Annotated in this window: 16 protein-coding genes; 11 read left to right on the top strand and 5 right to left on the bottom strand. The window is 67.7% G+C overall.

The window, feature by feature from the left end; genetic code table 11:
- Positions 1–7: 7 nt before the first annotated feature.
- Complete coding sequence (locus tag ACIG5A_RS29970; protein WP_397246079.1) at positions 8–1,198, bottom strand: NAD(P)/FAD-dependent oxidoreductase; 1,191 nt, start codon at positions 1,196–1,198, stop codon at positions 8–10.
- 98 nt (positions 1,199–1,296) lie between these two features.
- On the opposite strand from ACIG5A_RS29970, the gene ACIG5A_RS29975 reads away from it, so the two are divergent.
- Positions 1,297–1,575, top strand: a complete 279-nt coding sequence (locus ACIG5A_RS29975) for a hypothetical protein (protein ID WP_397246081.1) — start codon at positions 1,297–1,299, stop codon at positions 1,573–1,575.
- A 217-nt stretch (positions 1,576–1,792) separates the two neighbouring features.
- Positions 1,793–2,425, top strand: coding sequence for a hypothetical protein (locus ACIG5A_RS29980; protein ID WP_397246083.1), 633 nt, complete (start codon positions 1,793–1,795; stop codon positions 2,423–2,425).
- A 439-nt stretch (positions 2,426–2,864) separates the two neighbouring features.
- On the opposite strand, the gene ACIG5A_RS29985 is transcribed toward ACIG5A_RS29980, so the two are convergent.
- A complete protein-coding gene (locus ACIG5A_RS29985) occupies positions 2,865–3,452 on the bottom strand; it encodes a patatin-like phospholipase family protein (protein ID WP_397246085.1) in 588 nt (195 codons plus the stop codon).
- Positions 3,453–3,558: 106 nt separating this feature from the next.
- On the opposite strand from ACIG5A_RS29985, the gene ACIG5A_RS29990 reads away from it, so the two are divergent.
- A complete protein-coding gene (locus tag ACIG5A_RS29990; protein ID WP_397246087.1) occupies positions 3,559–3,885 on the top strand; it encodes a plasmid stabilization protein in 327 nt (108 codons plus the stop codon).
- A 4-nt stretch (positions 3,886–3,889) separates the two neighbouring features.
- Here the strand turns inward: ACIG5A_RS29990 and ACIG5A_RS29995 are convergent, their stop codons facing one another.
- A complete protein-coding gene (locus ACIG5A_RS29995; RefSeq protein ID WP_397246089.1) occupies positions 3,890–4,540 on the bottom strand; it encodes a TetR/AcrR family transcriptional regulator in 651 nt (216 codons plus the stop codon).
- 58 nt (positions 4,541–4,598) lie between these two features.
- On the opposite strand from ACIG5A_RS29995, the gene ACIG5A_RS30000 reads away from it, so the two are divergent.
- Complete coding sequence (locus tag ACIG5A_RS30000) at positions 4,599–5,009, top strand: nuclear transport factor 2 family protein (protein WP_397246091.1); 411 nt, start codon at positions 4,599–4,601, stop codon at positions 5,007–5,009.
- A 55-nt stretch (positions 5,010–5,064) separates the two neighbouring features.
- On the opposite strand, the gene ACIG5A_RS30005 is transcribed toward ACIG5A_RS30000, so the two are convergent.
- Entirely contained in the window at positions 5,065–6,768 is a 1,704-nt protein-coding gene (locus ACIG5A_RS30005) for an alpha/beta fold hydrolase (RefSeq protein WP_397246093.1), read from the bottom strand.
- 208 nt (positions 6,769–6,976) lie between these two features.
- Here ACIG5A_RS30005 and ACIG5A_RS30010 point away from each other — a divergent pair, with 208 nt between their 5' ends.
- On the top strand, positions 6,977–8,164 hold the full coding sequence (locus ACIG5A_RS30010; RefSeq protein ID WP_397246095.1) for an acyl-CoA dehydrogenase family protein: 1,188 nt from the start codon (positions 6,977–6,979) through the stop codon (positions 8,162–8,164).
- A 9-nt stretch (positions 8,165–8,173) separates the two neighbouring features.
- On the opposite strand, the gene ACIG5A_RS30015 is transcribed toward ACIG5A_RS30010, so the two are convergent.
- Positions 8,174–9,034: a TauD/TfdA dioxygenase family protein gene (locus ACIG5A_RS30015; protein WP_397246097.1), complete on the bottom strand. Its 861-nt coding sequence runs from the start codon at positions 9,032–9,034 to the stop codon at positions 8,174–8,176.
- 264 nt (positions 9,035–9,298) lie between these two features.
- Between ACIG5A_RS30015 and ACIG5A_RS30020 the strand changes: the two genes are divergently transcribed.
- Genes ACIG5A_RS30020 through ACIG5A_RS30045 form a run of 6 tightly spaced genes read left to right on the top strand, consistent with a single transcriptional unit; the run spans position 9,299 to position 16,264 of the window.
- Positions 9,299–10,282, top strand: a complete 984-nt coding sequence (locus ACIG5A_RS30020) for an aminotransferase class I/II-fold pyridoxal phosphate-dependent enzyme (RefSeq protein WP_397246099.1) — start codon at positions 9,299–9,301, stop codon at positions 10,280–10,282.
- Positions 10,279–11,268, top strand: a complete 990-nt coding sequence (locus ACIG5A_RS30025; RefSeq protein WP_397246101.1) for a polyprenyl synthetase family protein — start codon at positions 10,279–10,281, stop codon at positions 11,266–11,268. Before ACIG5A_RS30020 ends, ACIG5A_RS30025 begins: the two co-directional genes overlap by 4 nt.
- On the top strand, positions 11,262–12,224 hold the full coding sequence (locus tag ACIG5A_RS30030; RefSeq protein WP_397246103.1) for a UbiA family prenyltransferase: 963 nt from the start codon (positions 11,262–11,264) through the stop codon (positions 12,222–12,224). The genes ACIG5A_RS30025 and ACIG5A_RS30030 overlap by 7 nt, the downstream gene beginning before the upstream one ends.
- On the top strand, positions 12,221–13,963 hold the full coding sequence (locus tag ACIG5A_RS30035; RefSeq protein ID WP_397246105.1) for a prenyltransferase/squalene oxidase repeat-containing protein: 1,743 nt from the start codon (positions 12,221–12,223) through the stop codon (positions 13,961–13,963). Before ACIG5A_RS30030 ends, ACIG5A_RS30035 begins: the two co-directional genes overlap by 4 nt.
- Complete coding sequence (locus ACIG5A_RS30040; RefSeq protein WP_397246108.1) at positions 13,956–15,251, top strand: FAD-dependent oxidoreductase; 1,296 nt, start codon at positions 13,956–13,958, stop codon at positions 15,249–15,251. Before ACIG5A_RS30035 ends, ACIG5A_RS30040 begins: the two co-directional genes overlap by 8 nt.
- A complete protein-coding gene (locus tag ACIG5A_RS30045) occupies positions 15,248–16,264 on the top strand; it encodes a methyltransferase (protein WP_397246110.1) in 1,017 nt (338 codons plus the stop codon). Before ACIG5A_RS30040 ends, ACIG5A_RS30045 begins: the two co-directional genes overlap by 4 nt.
- Positions 16,265–16,355: the final 91 nt, after the last annotated feature.

Here is a 16,355-nt window from a genome sequence, read left to right on the forward strand (position 1 = left end):
AGCACGACTATGCGGCAGCCAGGTCGGGCGAGTGCTCTCGGGTTCCGGCCGAACGGTATGCGTGAGTCGGCTTTCCGAGGGTCGGGTGGTTTGTGCTCCATACGCTGGCCGCCACGATCGCCGCCTTGACTCGCGCCGCCGACCGGCCGCGCAATGCGCCGGATTTCGAGCGCGCGTCATCGTCGACCAGCTGGAAGATCCCGTCCTTGCGGCCGAGGCTGATGTGGTTGCCGACATATGACAGCGCGGTCGCCTTGATCTTGCGCCCGGTCCGGTCTCCGATGATCGCGGCCGTCGCCTGCATACTGGTGTATCCCGCGGAAGCACAGGACATCGGCAACGGCCGACCGTTGTCGCCGATGACGAAGACGCTGTCACCGGCAACATAGACATCCGGGTGCGAGACCGACCGCATCTGACGGTCGACCGTGATCTGGCCGGTGGGCGCCACCGCGAGACCGCTGGCGACGGCGATCGGATGGACGGCGAAACCGGCGGCCCACACGGTCGCGTCGGCGGCGAGAACGGTGCCGTCGGTGGCTATCGCCTCCGACGCCTCGACGCGCTCGATGGCGGTGTGTTCGTGGACCGTGATACCGAACCGGTCGAAGGCGCGCAGCAGGTGACGGCGGGCCTTCGGGCCGAGCCAGCCGCCGAGTTCGCCGCTGGTGGCGAGGCTGACCCGAATGTCCGGATGGGCTTCGGCGATCTCGGTGACGGCCTCGATCGCGGTCAGATTGCCGCCGACCACCAGCACGTCCCCGCCCTCGCCGAGCTCGTCCAGTCGTGCGCGCAGGCGCAGCGCGGACGGCCGCGCGGCGACGTGGAAGGCGTGCTCGCCGACCCCGGGAACGCCGTGGTCGGCGACAGTACTGCCGAGCGTGTAGAGCAGGGTGTCGTATTCGAGCCGGTCGATGCCCGCGCCGTTGCCGCCGGTGACAGTCCGGTGCTCGACGTCGACGTGGGTCACCCGCGCCACTCGCAGTCGAATGCCGGTGCCCGCGAACACTTCCGCCAGCGGCCGGTGCGGAAGTTCATGCCCGGCGGCGAGCTGATGCAGGCGCAGCCGCTCGACGAAATCCGGTTCGGCATTGACCACGGTGATCTCGAAATCATCGGCGTGGAGCTGGCGCGCCAGATACCCGGCGGAGAAGGCCCCGGCGTACCCGGCCCCGAGGACAACGATGCGGTGCTTCATGATTCGCTCCTATCTGGTTCGCGTACTACCTGAACGAGATAGCCCCCGAATCCCTGACAGCACCGCTCAGTGACGTGCATCACGTGGAAAGATGCACCATGACCGAGAATTCGACGACGGCGCTCATCCGCACTACGCGGATCACAGCGACCAGCAGGCGCATTGTGCCGCGCAACGAGTTTCAGGTCGTGCATGAAGTAGCGCCTTACCCGCAGCGCGGCACTGCAATCGATGTGCACGAGGGGATTGTCGACGCAACTTGGTGCGCTGTGTTTGCGCTCGATCGCCTGGCCGTGGCTTCACTGGCGAATCCCGTCGGATGCCCGCGAAAAGTTACCGGTGGGCGGTGTGTTGTTGTGTTGCTTGCATTTTCGTAGCTCGACGGCGATACTGTGTCGCCGTGACGGTCGCCTGCGTTTGTTATTTGCACCTTCAATAACGGTCTGCCCGGCCATCAGGTGGTGGAGGCGGCCAAAGTGCAAATTATTCACCCGTCGCCATTGCGCTCTCATTGAGGCTCGTCACACTCGACACTGACCCGTCCAATCGAATGGGTTCTCGCTAGATCAATCCAACGCGAAAGTGGTTGACGCAATGAGAGATACAAACATAGCTGACGAAAAATCTCACAACCAGAACGCGCGGCAACGCTCCTGCAGCGACATCGCAGCAACGTCCGGTCGAACCGCACCGCAACCCGAGGAAGTCGCGCCCGCTCCTTCGCGGCCGTGGCGCTCGAAAGCCCTTATGGCGTCCATCGTCGCCTTCTTCTGTGCACTGATACTCGCGGGTGCTCCTATCGTTAGCGCCCAGCCGTCGCAACCAGGGCCCTCATTCAAGTGTCCCGACCCGGCGGCTGCCGACCAATGGGCAGGCGGCATAAACAACCTCCAGGCTCACTTCGAAAAGCACAATTCAGAGAACGCATCATGGTCGACCATGCAAGGCTATTCTGACGCGGCAGTGAACGTGATCAACTCTGTCGAAGGCTACACACTCCGCCAGGACTTCGGGGGTCGGCGCATCTACTTCAACAATGGCACCTTTGTGGTCACAACCTCGGATGGCAAGATCATCTCCTCGTTCAAACCTACGGCAGGGCAGAGATATTATGACCGACAGGTGGAAAGGGACAAGCAACATCGCGAAACCCGCCAAGCTGGCGACAACGAGAACGACGCGGATATCCACACCATCTATACTGACATCGTTTTCTGCGATGAATAAGAGAGGCGTGGTCGCAATATTCAGATGCGTGAGCTGCGGGAGCGCGGGGCTGTCCGCGCCGCCCTACACCTCCAATGGATCCCCGTCCTATGAAGTGTGCCGGGTGTGTGGGTTCGAGCCTGGCGTCACCGACGACGACGCAGGATTCACGCCCGAACAGTGGCTGGCGGCGTGGATCGACGCCGGCCGCGAGCCCCCGTGGTCCAACCGGTAGCCATGGCCTGAACCACCTCCGATCGCCATCCCGGCTGTGCAGGCGGTAGCGCCTCGGGATGCCTCGGAACGAGATACGTTGCGTCGTGGGCGGGCCCGTTACCGGACCCTGCCCACGACGTCCGAAACCAACGCCGGCCTCTCTGATTCATCTGCTCGAAATGGCGTCATCGGCGGCCCGACGAGATATCGCTGCGCAGGTAACCGATCGCCGGAGGTTTCGCGCTCATCGATTCACTCCGTTCTTCTCGCCCGGCAACGCCGCCCGATAGCGTGCGGCGCAGACGATTGCCCGGCCGCTGGCCGTGATTTGCCACAACACCGGACTACGGCAGGCGCCGAGCACTTGTCGTTGATAGGCGGCTGAGGACTGGGCCGAAGGCGGCGATGGCTTCTTGGTCGGGGGCCAGTCGGATTCGCCGATCAGCGCGCGCATGCGCGCGATGTGGGCAGCGGGATCGCCCACCTCGGCGGCCAGCGCGAGCTCACCTACTCGGCGCCGGGCCCGCGCCGGGTCCTGCTCTGCCGCGCCGACCACGGCGAGAATCTCCATCATCTTGGACAGATCGGGCACCGATTGCGGCACAGGGACACTCGGGTCGGCATAGGCGGCGAGCCGGTCGATATCGCCGGTGCGGAGTACCGCGCCGACAACCGAACCGGCGGAGGTGCCGATGATCGAATCCGCTCGGGACAGGTCGATTCCGTTGCGGCGCAGCTCGCTGAGCAAGCCCGCCATCCAGGCGATGCCGACAGGACCACCGCCGCCGAGTACGAGCGCGGTGGTAGCGGGGCGATTTCGATTGTCGGCCATGAGTCAGCCTATCGGTACCGGCTCGCCGCAGAGATCACGCCGAATGCCGCCTGGCGGGTGATTGCTCGTGAGATGTCGGGGTATGCGGGCGGTGAGGAGGTGTGACATGCCGAAAGTGTGGAGTAACAAGCGAGAACGGCAGTATGAGCACATCGAGGAGTCTCAGGAGGATCGGGGGACCAGTCCTGAGCGGGCGAAGGAGATCGCCGCGCGGACGGTGAACAAGAATCGGGCGCAGTCGGGGGAGTCGAAGACGGCCAGCCGGTCTTCGGTCGAGGACAAGTCGCCACAGAGCCGGGGTGGGCAGCGGTCCGGGCGGAAGGGGTCCAAGGGGCCGACGCGGGATCAGCTGTACAACGAGGCGAAGCAGCGAAATATCAAGGGGCGGTCGAAGATGACGAAGGGGCAGTTGGCCGAGGTGCTGGGGAAGTAGCCGGTCAGGTGTTGTCCGCGTCCGCGTGCTCGGCGAGGGCGGCGCGGATGAGAGCCTTTGCGGCCCAGCTCATTACCTCCGTGGCCTGATCGGGTTCGAGGCCGAGGGAATCGCGGGTGGCGACCATCGCTTCGCCGCCGAAGACCAGTACCACCGCCTGGATCAGGCGTTCCAGGCGCTCGGGTGGCAGCCGATCGCGTAGGGGGGCGAGCGCGGCGCGGGCCATGTCGAGGCGAGCGCTGCCGCGCACCGGCACGCGCTCGGCCTCGGGCAGCTCCAGCTGGGTGAACCAGCGGTCGATCGAGGCGCGCTGGACGTTGCGCCAGACGACCTCGTCGGCGAATTGGAATCGGGCGACCTCGCGGACGACGGCGTCGATCCGCTCCTCCGGATCGTCGGGCAGGTCGGCCAGGAATCCCGGGTAGGAGCTGGACGCCTCCCTGGTGGCCACGTCGGCCCAGAGGGACTGGCGGTTGGGGAAGTAGCGGTGGGCGGTGGCCAGCGATACCTTCGCGGCCTCGGCGACCTGGGCGATCGTCGGTGATTGGCCGTCGCGGGACAGGGCGACCGCAGCGTCGAGCAGTGCCTCGCGGGTGCGCAACTTCTGGTTCTGCCGGCCCGTTGAGAGAAACGACTCTTGACGTGAGGTACCCATGCTCATCATGATAACCGAGTACTCATAAAGATCCGCAGACCAACGGGAAGGGTCCCCGATGAAGCCGCATGAGATGGATGAACTGTTCGCCAGGCACTGCGCCGCGGAGGCGGCCAACGATGTCCCCGCGATCCTCGATACGCTCACCGACGACGTGGAGCACGATGTGGTCGGCGATCCGGCCGGTGTGCTGTACGACCGCGCCGCGATCGGCGAGCGGTACAAGGCGGTGTTCGACGCGCTGCACGAGGAGAAGTTCGAATCCGTGCACCGGTACTACGGCGAGGACTTCTTCGTCGACGAATCCCATTGGTACGGAACGGTTACCGGGATGTTCCTCGGCATTCCGGCGGACGGCCGCCGGATCGACTACCGCATTCTGCACGTCTGCGAGGTCCGCGACGGCCGCATCAGCAGGGAGAACGTCTGGCTCGACGTCGCCGCGGTCGTGCAGCAGCTGACCGCCTGAGTTCGTGATCGCGCACGGGCACCGGGCATTCGGCCACGGTGTATCGGCAGGCTCGTCAGCCCGGCTGGCAGACCGTGTCGGTGTCGGGGAGTCGTCCATCGAGCAGGTACGCCGCGGCGACGGCGTTGGCGCAGCCACTGGTGCCGGGTGTGGAGCCGGGGACCCCGCCGGGCATGATCTGCGGGAGCACGGTGTGCGCCTGCTTGCCCGCGACGGTGACCAGCCTGGCGTCGCGCACCAGCGTGCGCACCGTCTCGGCGCCGGAAATCGTGGTGACCGGGTCCTTTTCGTTGCCGAGGAGCAATGCGGAACGGATCCGGTCGTAACCGCCCGCGCTGGTGCCGGTCTGCGCCTCCGGCCAGAAGACGCAGACGGCGGTGAATCCCATGCCGGTATAGGTCAGCGGCGCCTGCTTCGCGAGTTCTTGTGCGGCGCTGACGATCTCGTCGAGGTCATGGCTCCAGCCGGTACTGTTGCAGCTGCGTGCGGTCCACCAGCCGACCCGTGAACCGGCGAGGGAGATGTCCTGGCCGATCAGTTCGACCATGGGCGATACCCGAAATGCCATGGCGGCGTTGAGCTGTGTCGCGATGGCGGGTTTCTCGACGGCGGCACGCAGGATGGTCAGTTTGCGTTCCAGCCCTTCATACGGCCCGTTGTCGATGCCGAGGAAGAGCATGTTGAGGTCGTTGCCGCTGAAGGTCCGGTCGAACGGGAGCGGAATCGGGTGGGTGGTCAGATCGGCGCGCAGCGTGGTCAGAGCCGAGAGCACGGCCTCGGTGGTATCGCCGAATCCGCTGCCCCGCTTGGCCAGCCACGGTGCGAAGGAATTCTCCAGTGCCCGCTGCTGCCGCAGGATGCGTTCGGTATAGATCTGCGCCTGCGACAGTGTCGGCCCGACCGCCGAGTCGAGTACCAGCCGGTCGAGTCGATCGGGGAAGGTGCGCGCGAGCTCGAGCCCGAGCAGTGTGCCCTGGGAACGGCCGAGAAAGCTCCAGGACGGTGCGCCGAGCAGGGTACGCGCCAGGTCCAGGTCGCGCACGGTCTGCCAGTAGTTGACGCTGCCCGCGGTGGGCTCGCCGGTCGCCGTGCGCGCGCCGCGTTCGAGGCACGACCGGACCCAGTCCCTGGCCCGCCCCAGTTGGCGGCGCACCGAATCGGCGGCGAAGTCGAGGACATCCGTGCGGTCGTTGCGGCCGGTGGCGAGCAGGTTCGGATCGCCGGACAGATCGGCGTCGCAGTCCTGGTTGGTGCTCGAGAGACCGGTGCCGCGCGGATCGAAGCCGATCAGGTCGTAGGTGTCGCGCAGCTGTGGGAAGGCGCCCGCCCACTGGATCGGATTCAGCAGCATGCCTGCGCCGAGTCCGCCTGGGCTGGTGAGTAATTGGCGTGCGTTCGGGTTGCGGGAGCGTAGTCGCGAGATCTCGAAGGTCGCCTCGGGGCTCGTCTCGGGTCGCGACCAATCGAGTGGCGTGCGCACCGTCGCGCAATCGAGCTCGCTGAGCATCGGGGAAAGCACTGCGGCATAGGGATTTCCACGCACAGCGGCCCCGAGTCCGGTGCCGGCGCACGGTTTCCAGTCCAGCGACTGTCCGGCGATGGCGGAGGGAATAGCAGGCGCGTCGAGGGGGAGTTCGGCGATCCGTGGCCGCGGCGTCTGGAATTCGTCGTCGTAGGTACCGCTCTCGGCCGCCGCGTGGCCGGCCAGCAGCGTAATCGCGGCCGAAATCGATATCGCTGTAACGGATGCGCGCCGCACAAACCCCCCAAATAATCCGTGGGCCAATGTAATTGATGGCCGATGGCTTGTCGACCGGCGGGCGGGACACCGATCCGCGGCGGTGCGGGCATGCGGTTCGCTCACCGAAACGATCCTGGGCGGAATTGATACTGGTATGGACACTCGGAGGGAATGGAGAGGGGTGTTCCGTGCCCATCGGGACGACCACAGAGTTGGGGGTACGACGGTGAACGCAGTATCGACGGGAAATACCGCACATGCCACATTGCTGGCACACGCCAGGGGCTTGGCGGCCGAGTTGGCCGCGCGCCGTCAGGAGATCGATGCGGCGCGGCAGCTGCCCGCCGATATCGTCGAGCGGCTGCGCTCGATCGGTGTCTACGGCATGTGTTTTCCCGCCGAGCTCGGCGGGCCGGGCTTGACCTCACCGCAGCAGATGGAGGTGATCGAGGCGCTGTCGTACGGTGACACCGCCACCGGGTGGTGCGCGATGATCGGCGCGGCCACCGGCATCTATGCCGGATTCCTCGACGCACACGCGGTCGCGGAGCTGATGCCGACCCGGGACCTGATCACCGCGGGACTGATCGCGCCGATGGGCCGCGCCGAGCGCGTCACCGGCGGCTATCGGCTGTCCGGCCGCTGGAAGCTCGGCAGCGCGATCACCCACGCCGATCTCGTCGTCGCGGGCGCGATGGTGTTCGACGGCGGCGAACTCGCCACCACCGCCGACGGTGCGCCGGTCGCCAGGATGTTCTACATGCGGCGTGACCAGGTCGAGGTCATCGACACCTGGGACAGCACCGGTATGCGCGGCAGCGGCAGCAACGACTACCGGGTCGACGCGCTGTTCGTGCCCGAGCACCACTCGTTCGACTTCTTCGAACCCAGAAGCGGCGCGGGGAAAATGACCGAACCGGACACACTGGCGAGGATCATGCCCGGCGTTCCGCTCGGTGCGGCCCGCGCGGCGCTGGACCATGTCCGCGATCTCGCCACGGACAAGGTGGTACCGGCCACGGGCGAGAAGTGGGCGGACAACTATCGGGCGCAATACATTCTGGGCGAATGCGAGATGGAGTACGTTGTCGCCCGCGCCGCCGCCGTCGAGACATTGCGCGTGCTGTGGGACGCACTCGACGGCCATCGATTCGAGGAGCTGCCGCCGGACCTGCGCATCCAGACCGGCCTCGCCAGACCGCATGTGTACCGCGCGTGCCGCAGGATCGTCGCCCGCCTCTGCGAGCTGGTCGGCACCGATTCGGTCTACAAGCCGAGCCCGCTCGACATCTGGCTGCGCGATATGAGCACCATGACAACGCATCTCATCGCCCATGACCAGATGATCCAATCGGCCGGTGCCGTACTGCTCGGCGGCAGACCGGAATTCCCGCTCGTCTTCGGCGTGCGTTAGCGCATCCGCTCAGTACCCGGCGGACGCGTTGACCCGCGCGGGCCAGTAGCGGTCGCCGTCCGCGGGCTGGAAGTGGTTCCAGCGGGCCGGATTTCCCTTGTGCTGATCTCCGAGCACAGTGACTCGCCTGCCGACGCGGCGTTCGGTGTAGTCGTTCACCGCGTAGTGCTGGGTCACCCGGTTGTCCCACATCGTCACCGCGCCCTGGCGCCAGCGGAAACGGCAGGAGAACTGCGGACCTTCGGAGAACTCGACCAGGTGCTGCAGCAGCGCGTCGCTCTCGTTGCGGCTCAGCTGCGGGATGTGCGAGGTGAACAGCCGATTGGCGTACAGCGAGCGGCGACCGGTCTCCGGATGTTCGCGGACGAGTGGATGTTCCGTCGACGCGCTGAACCCGGTCTCGCGCACGGTCACCGTATGCACCGCGGTGAGCCCGTCGACCAATTCACGTAGCGGCGCGGAAAGTCGTTCATAGACCAGATACTGATTGGTGAACATCGTGTCGCCGCCCTTCGGCGGGCACGTCACCAATTGCAGGATGGAAACGATCGGCGGAGTCGGCTGAAAAGTCATATCGGTATGCCAGCAATCGACTTTTCCGCCCTTGTCGGATTCGATGAGCGCCACTTCCGGATATCCGTCGACTTTCGGCAGATACGGATGGACCTCCACCTCACCGAATCGCCGCCCGAACGCGACGTGCGCCGCGGGTGGTAGCTCGCCCTGATCGGGAAAGAACAAAACCAGGTGCTCCAGCAGCAGCGCGTGCACGAGCTCGAAATCGGAGTCCGTCAATGTGGCCAGGTCAACGCCCCTGACCTCGGCGCCGAGCGCACCGGAAACCGGCTGGACATCGATATCCGCAACCACCGGCGTACCTCCTCTGACTCATTGGTGGACGCAATGTTAGGCCCGCCGAACGGGGTGGTCTAACCGAATGGAAATAATTTTCGAGTCATTTTCTGAGGCGTCGGTAATGGCGCGATAATTTTCTTGTCAGCAGGCTTTGAACATGTTGTCGCGCTATGTATTCCATGTCATGCTCCGAATAGCGGCAGTGTGGTGCCTGCCACGAAGAGCAGAGGGTGTCCGTTGGCGATTTCCAGTGACTCGGTCGTTTATCACGATTTGTCCATGAATACGGTTCCATTTCGGCCCTGGCGTGAGATCGTCGAAGCGGTCGCGCTGGCGACGACGGTCGCGAACGAGTATCCGGATCTGGTGGCGACGGAGACCGCCGCCGCGCTCGCGGCGCAGCTCGGCGTCCCCGATGAGCACGTGCTGATCGGCCCCGGTTCGGCCGCGGTGTGCCAGCTGGCGCTGTTCGGCTGGTGCGCACCCGGTGACGAGGTGGTCCATCAGTGGCCGTCGTTCGAGGGGTATCCACTGATGATCGGCCACGCGAACGCGCATCCGGTACCCGTCGCGCTGCGCGGCACCGATACCGATCTGGACGATATCGCCGCCGCGGTGACCGACCGGACGCGAATGGTGTTGCTGTGCAACCCGAACAACCCGACCGGCGCCCTGCTGACGCGCGATGAACTGCGGCGGCTGCTCGATCGCCTGCCGGAACACGTCACCGTCCTGATCGACGAGGTGTATCGCGATTTCGTGCTCGCTCCCACGTATCGGGATGCGGTCGGACTGGTCGGCGATGATCCGAGAGTCGCTGTGCTCCGGTCGTTTTCGAAGTCGTACGGGCTGGCCGGACTGCGCATCGGCTACCTGATCGCACAGCCCGCGCTGCTCGACCGGCTCGGCACGCTTCGCCTGTTCTTCGCGGCGAGCGCACAGGCCCAGGCCGCCGCGCTGACCGCGCTCGGGCACGTCACCGAGATGCGCCGTCGTTGCGCCGAGATCGGCGCCGAGCGCGCCCGGTTGCGCGAAATGCTCTGGCGCCAAGGGTGGCCGGTGCCGGTGAGCCATGCGAACTTTCTGTGGGTGCCGACCCCGCAGGCGGTCGAACTGGCCGATCACTGTGCGGCGCACGGCATCGCGGTGCGTGCGTGGTCCGGTCGCGGCGTGCGGGTCACCGTCGGCACCGAGGCGGCCAACGACGCCTTCGCCGGGCTCGCCGACGATTTCCGCGGCTCACTACGTCCGAGCGCGTCATGACCTCGGGACAGTTGGCCCCCGGTGCCGCGACGATCGAACCGCTGATCCGTGATCTCGCCGCGGGCTGGCCCGCCGATCTCAGCCGATTACATGAAATGGCAAGGTACGCGGTACTTCCCGCGGGCAAGCTGATCCGGCCACTGCTGATGCTCGAGGCGGGTCGCGCGGTGGGCGCTGACCCGCTCGAGCTGGCGCCGGTCGCCATCGCCCTCGAATACCTGCATGTCGCGACCCTGGTGCACGACGACATCATCGATGGCGACCTGCTGCGGCGCGGCAGGCCGACGGTGCATGCCAAATATGGGCAGGCCGATGCGATCGTCGTCGGTGACGCGCTGCTGCTCGACACCTTCGGCACCCTCGCGACCGCGGGCGGGCGGAGTTTCCCCGCGGGCGCGGTGCTGGAGACGGTGCGGATCGTCGCGGCGGCCGGGATCGACCTGTGCCGTGGTCAGACGGCCGAGGCCGAACTGGCCGGTGACATCGACTGCGGTGTGTCGCGCTACCGGTCGATGGCCGCGTTGAAGACCGGTGCGCTGTTCAAGGCGGCCTGTGCCGCGGGCGGTGTGCTCGGCGGCGGCAGCACGGCGCAGGTGGACGCGTTGCGCACCTATGCCGAACATGTCGGCTGCGCCTTCCAGATGCGCGACGATCTGCTGCCGTATCTGCGCGACACCACGCGCAGCGGTAAGAGCCCGGTCAGCGATATCGCCAACCGGCGCCCCACCTTTCCGGTGCTCGTCGGACTCGAGCTGGCGGACGCGGCACAGCGGCGCCGCATCGAACGCTCGCTGAGCGGCAGGCTCGCAGTGGACGCGTCCTATCGCCTGCTGCACGAAGTGCTCACGGAGACCGGGGCATTGGCCGCCGCTGCCGCGCGGGTGGCGGCGGAGGCGAATGCCGCGCGGGACAGCGTGCTGATCTTCGGCGAACGCGGCGCGACACTCGCTGCCATCGCCGCCGAAACGATCGAGCGCACATGGTGATTCCACACCCGGGGTGGAACTGGTTCGCGCACGTCGAGACCTGTCGTCCCTACACCCTCGCCTACCCCGGCATGGTCGGCTTGGCCGGTGCCGCGCTCGCGGGCGCGACTTCGCCCGTGCAGTGGATCGCGGCATGGCTTGCGCCGACGCTGATCTGGCTCGGCGGCCTCTACCTCGGTGACTATTTCGACCGCGAGCTGGATGCGCTCGGCAAACCGCACCGGCCTATTCCGTCCGGACGGCTCGCGCCACGGCGTGTCGTCGTGATCGGTCTCGGCTGTGTGCTCGTCGCACTACTGGTCGCCGTACTGGTTCAGGCGCAGTCGGTGGCGGTCGTCGTCCTCGGCGCGGTGGGCACCGCGATCTACAGCAAGGTGCTCAAGCAGCGCGGGCTCGCCGGGAATCTGCTCCGCGGCGTGTTGACAGGTCTCGCAATGGTTTTCGCCGCAACACTGGTGGACGGCCTGCCGTCGGCGGTGGTGTTCGGCTGGGCCGCGGTGTTCTGCTTGCAGGACACCGCGTCCAATGTGGTCGGCGCCGTCCGCGACATCGTCGGCGACCGGGCGGGCGGCTACCGCACGCTGCCGGTTGTCTACGGCGCCGTCCTCGCGAGCCGCTGCGCGGCAGTGCTTTTCGCCATCGCGATGGTCGGCGCCTGCGCGCTGTACGACGCGCCGGGCGTCTTCGGCCCCGGCCTGCTGATCGCCGCGGCCGGACTCGGCGCTCTCGCGTACCTCCCGCTGCTCGGCGGACCGGCGGATGCGCGAAAGGCGTTGCGCGCCCATGAAGTACTCATCGCCGAGCGCCTGGTGCTCACGGCGGCGCTCATCGCGCTCGGCCTCGGCGCACCGGTCACGCTCGGACTGCTCGCCGGTGCACTCGCGGTGTCGCTCTCGACTCAGGCACTGCTGCGCGACCGCCACGAATTCGGCAATGACAGAGTAGGTCTCGCATGATCAACAGCGACCTCGACGAGGTCATCGACGCGGGCGCGGAGGCGCTGCTGCGCCACCTTCGACCCGAAGGGCATTTCGCGTTCGATTCCGGCGCGGGCGCGACGCTGGCCACCGCGGGCGCGGCCGTCACACTGCAACTGCACGATCCGGCGGGCTCGCGGTCCTATATCGACAATGGCATCGCGCATCTGCTCACAATGCAGAATCCGGACGGCGGCTGGGGATCGGTCCCCGGTCAACCCTCGGAAGCGGTGACGACGGCCATTGCCGTCGCGGTGCTGCACATCGTCGCGCCGGATTGCCATCCCGACCAAGTGTCTTCTGGCCGTACGGCATTGGACCGCCTCGGCGGTCTCGCCGGGATCGCCGATCCCGCACTCGCCGCGGTCTGCGGCCGGTTCCACGGCATGGCGGGCTGGCACGCGCCGGAGCCGGTGCGTGTGCCGCTGTGGGTGTTCCTGTTTCCCAAGCTGTGGCGCACCCGGATGTCGTTCCGCGCGGCGGTGCTCGCGGCCACGGCACTCGCTCAGTCCCGCCGCGATCCGGGCGGCCCGCTGCGCAGGCTGCTCGACCGCATCGCAGCGCCTGCCGCACTGCGGGTGCTGTACCGCGTCCACCGCGACGAGGGCGGCACCGGCGGATTCGGCGACAACACCTGGCCGGCCGCGATGACCGGTATCCCCCTCATCCAGTCGGGCCACGCACCCGATCTGGTCGAGGCCATCGCCGGATACCTGCGCCGCAGCGCCGATCCGGACGGGTCGTGGGAGATCGTCGACATCCGGCTCACCTACACCGCGTTCGCGGCCACCGGATTATGCGACGCGGGCTACGCCGCCGACCCGCGGCTGGCCGACGTGGCCGCGCTGATCCGCGGATCGCAACGGACGCAGCCGTTCTCGATACTCGACTGCCCGCCGGGCGGCTGGAGCTATTCGCATGCGACCGGCTGGCCGGTGACGCTGGAGTCCGCGGAACTGCTGTCCGTGCTCGCGGCACTGCCCGGCGCCGAGGAGGATCCGGCCTTGGCCCGTGGACTGAGCTGGCTGCTCGGACGGCAGGACAGTCGCGGGTCGTGGAGCCTGTGGGTGCGCGATACCGCGCTCGCCAACGACGGGCCGTGCCCCTACCTGACCGCGCAGGCCGTCGACGCACTGCTGGACGGCGGTGTGCCACTGGATGATCCGCGGATCCGGCGGGCGGTGCGGTGGCTGGTCGGCAGCCAGCACGAGGACGGCACCTTCGAGGCGCTGTGGTATCGCGGGCGCACCGCGGGCACCGCCGAGGTGACCGGCGCGCTGTGCCGTGCCGGGGTGACGCCCGAACATCCCACGGTGCGCGCGGCGGTGCGCTGGCTGCTCGCGACACAACATGCCGACGGGTCGTGGGGTCCTGGCGACGGGAGACCGGGCAGTGTCGAAGAGACAGCGTGGGCACTGCGTGCGCTGCTCACCACCGGAATGATCCCCGGCGCCGGGCCGGTCGACCGGGCCGCGGTTTGGTTGCAGACCCGCCAGCTGCCGGACGGGCGGTGGCCGGAAGCACCGGTGAGCGCCTATATCCGGCACTGCGTGCACTACCCGAACGGCGCGATCACCGGGGGACTGGCGCTGCGTGCGCTGGCCGCCTATCGCCGAGCCCGAGCGGCGCTGGTTTCGATGACGGCGCGGGCCTCGGCCAGCGAACACGACAACCGCGGAACACCACCGCGCACCGACGAGGAGAAGCGGAATGAGTAGCTCGTCGGAGGCCGACGTCGTCGTCTGCGGTGCCGGAGCGGGTGGACTGGCCGCCGCGTGCGCACTCGGTGCGCTCGGTTTGCGCGTCGTCGTGCTGGAGAAGCAGCTGCGTCCGCTGCCGATCGCCAAAGGCGAACTGTTGCAGCCGAGTTCGCTGGAGGCGTTGGCGAGGTGGGGTGCCGGTCCACGGCTGGTGCGCGGCGGCGGTGTCTGGATCGACCGCCTCTGCGCCCGCGCTCCCGACGGCCGCGTCCTGCTGGAGCTGGACTACCGCCGCCTGCTCGGCGCGGGCCGGTGCATTCTGGCGGCCGACTATCCGGCGATACTCGGCGCGCTCGAGGACAGCGCCGCGCCGAACGTCGAAGTACGCCGCGGTATTCGGGTGCGCGAGTTGGTGCGCGACAGTGCGGGCCGGGTGTGCGGCGTCGAGCTGGCGGACGGTAAACCGCGCACGGTGTCGGCGGCGTTGGTCGTCGCCGCGGACGGTTCCGCGTCGAGTCTGCGCGACGGCGTCGGCATCGCGCTGACCCGCGAGCAGTATCCGCATCGGCTCGTATCCTTCGAGATACCCGGCAGTCACTGCGCGGAATTGGCGGCTTACGTGACCGATCGCGGTCTGCGCCTTGCCTATCCGCTGCCGAACGAACGCACCCGGCTGTATCTGCAGGCCGCGCCGGACGAGCTGCGTGGCATGGACGGCAGCGACATCCGGCGCTGGGCGGTCGATGCGGTGACTCAGGTGCCCGCGCTCGCGGAGCTCGCGCAGCGACTGCTCGCGCCGGAGACTCGGCGCCAACTCTTCGCCGTGCCACGGTATCTGGCCGATCGGCTGTCGGTGCCGGGGCTGGCCCTGCTCGGGGAGTCGGCGCACGCGGTGCATCCGATGGCGGCCCAGGGCATGAACTCGGCCATCGCCGACGCGGTCGAGCTGGCCGCGCAACTGACCGAAGCGGGTGAATGGTCCAGTGCCGCCGTGGATCACGCGCTGGCCGGATATCACCGGGTGCGCCTGCCGCATCTGCGCCATGTCGCGACCGTCAGCCACAATGCGGCGCGGATGCTCACCATGGTGTCGCCGCTCGGCAAGCTGCTCGGCAGGCGGCTGATGCGCGGCACCGCGAACAATCCGCGCCTGAGCGCGGCGACCTGTCGCAATATCGCCGGCATAGACCCGCATCCGCTGCGTCCGCTCGACCGGCTCTATCAACTCGGTCTGCTGCCCGATCCACGCGCGAATCAAGCACTGCCCGAACCAAGTTCGGCCGCCACCCTGGAGGAACTCGCATGACGACGCCGGTAGTGACTCCCGATCCGGACGCCGAGCTGGCCAGGCTAACCGATATCGCGACACCGTACGCGGTGCGCGCCGCGGTCACCCTCGGGCTTCCGCAACTACTGGAGGACGGCCCGGTCACGCTGGCGGAATTGACGGCGGCGACCGGCGCCGACGAAGGTGCGCTCGGGCGTCTGCTGCGCTATCTGGTCGCGCACGGCCTGTTCGACGAGGTGCGGGAAGGCTATGCGCTGACCGAAGTGTCGCGCCGCCTCGTCGGCGACGACGGCGCCGCCCGCCGCGCCTGGCTGGATCTGTCCGGCCCGGGAGCGCGCATGGACGCGGGGTACGCGGGCCTGGCCGCCGCCGTCCGCACCGGCGCGGAGGGCTACAGCGTGGTGCACGGCCTGCCGCTGTGGGAAGACCTGGCCACCCGCCCGCACCTGCGCGTGGAGTTCGACGCCTTGATGGGGGCGGATACGGAACGCGTCGCGCACCTGCTCGCCACCGAGTACGACTGGACCGGCACCGGCGACATCATGGACGTCGGCGGCGGGGGCGGCATCCTGCTCGCCGAAATCCTGCGCGCCCAACCGCAACTGACCGGTACCGTCTTCGACCTGCCGCCCGCCGCCGCGGCGGCGCGGGCCCACTTCGCCCGCTCCGGTCTGTCTTCGCGCGCGCACGCGATCACGGGCAGCTTCTTCGAACCGCTGCCGGTGGGCGCCGACACCTACATCGTTTCCAGGGTGCTCACCGACTGGAACGACGCGGCCGCCCAACGCATTCTGCGCCACTGCGTCGACGCGGCCCGCCCGAACGGCCGCGTCCTGATCGCCGAAGTGCTCCCATACGATACGGCCCAAGCACCCACCGCCCCCTACGACCTGCAAATGCTCGTCGTCGTCGGCGGATGCCTGCGCAACTCGGAACAATTCGCCGCACTCGCCGCGGCGGCGGGCGCCACCGTCGCGAGTGTGCGCCGCTGGCCGAGCGGGCTCATGGTAATCGAATGCCGTCCGCTGTAGATCTCGAACTCGTTTGGACATCACGCCCCTCGAGAGTTATTCTGCCGAGCAGGAATTAGCGCAACAAGGCGCGGTAACGATCTCTCGGGGG

This window comes from Nocardia sp. NPDC052566 (assembly GCF_044547285.1).
Lineage (GTDB): Bacteria > Actinomycetota > Actinomycetes > Mycobacteriales > Mycobacteriaceae > Nocardia.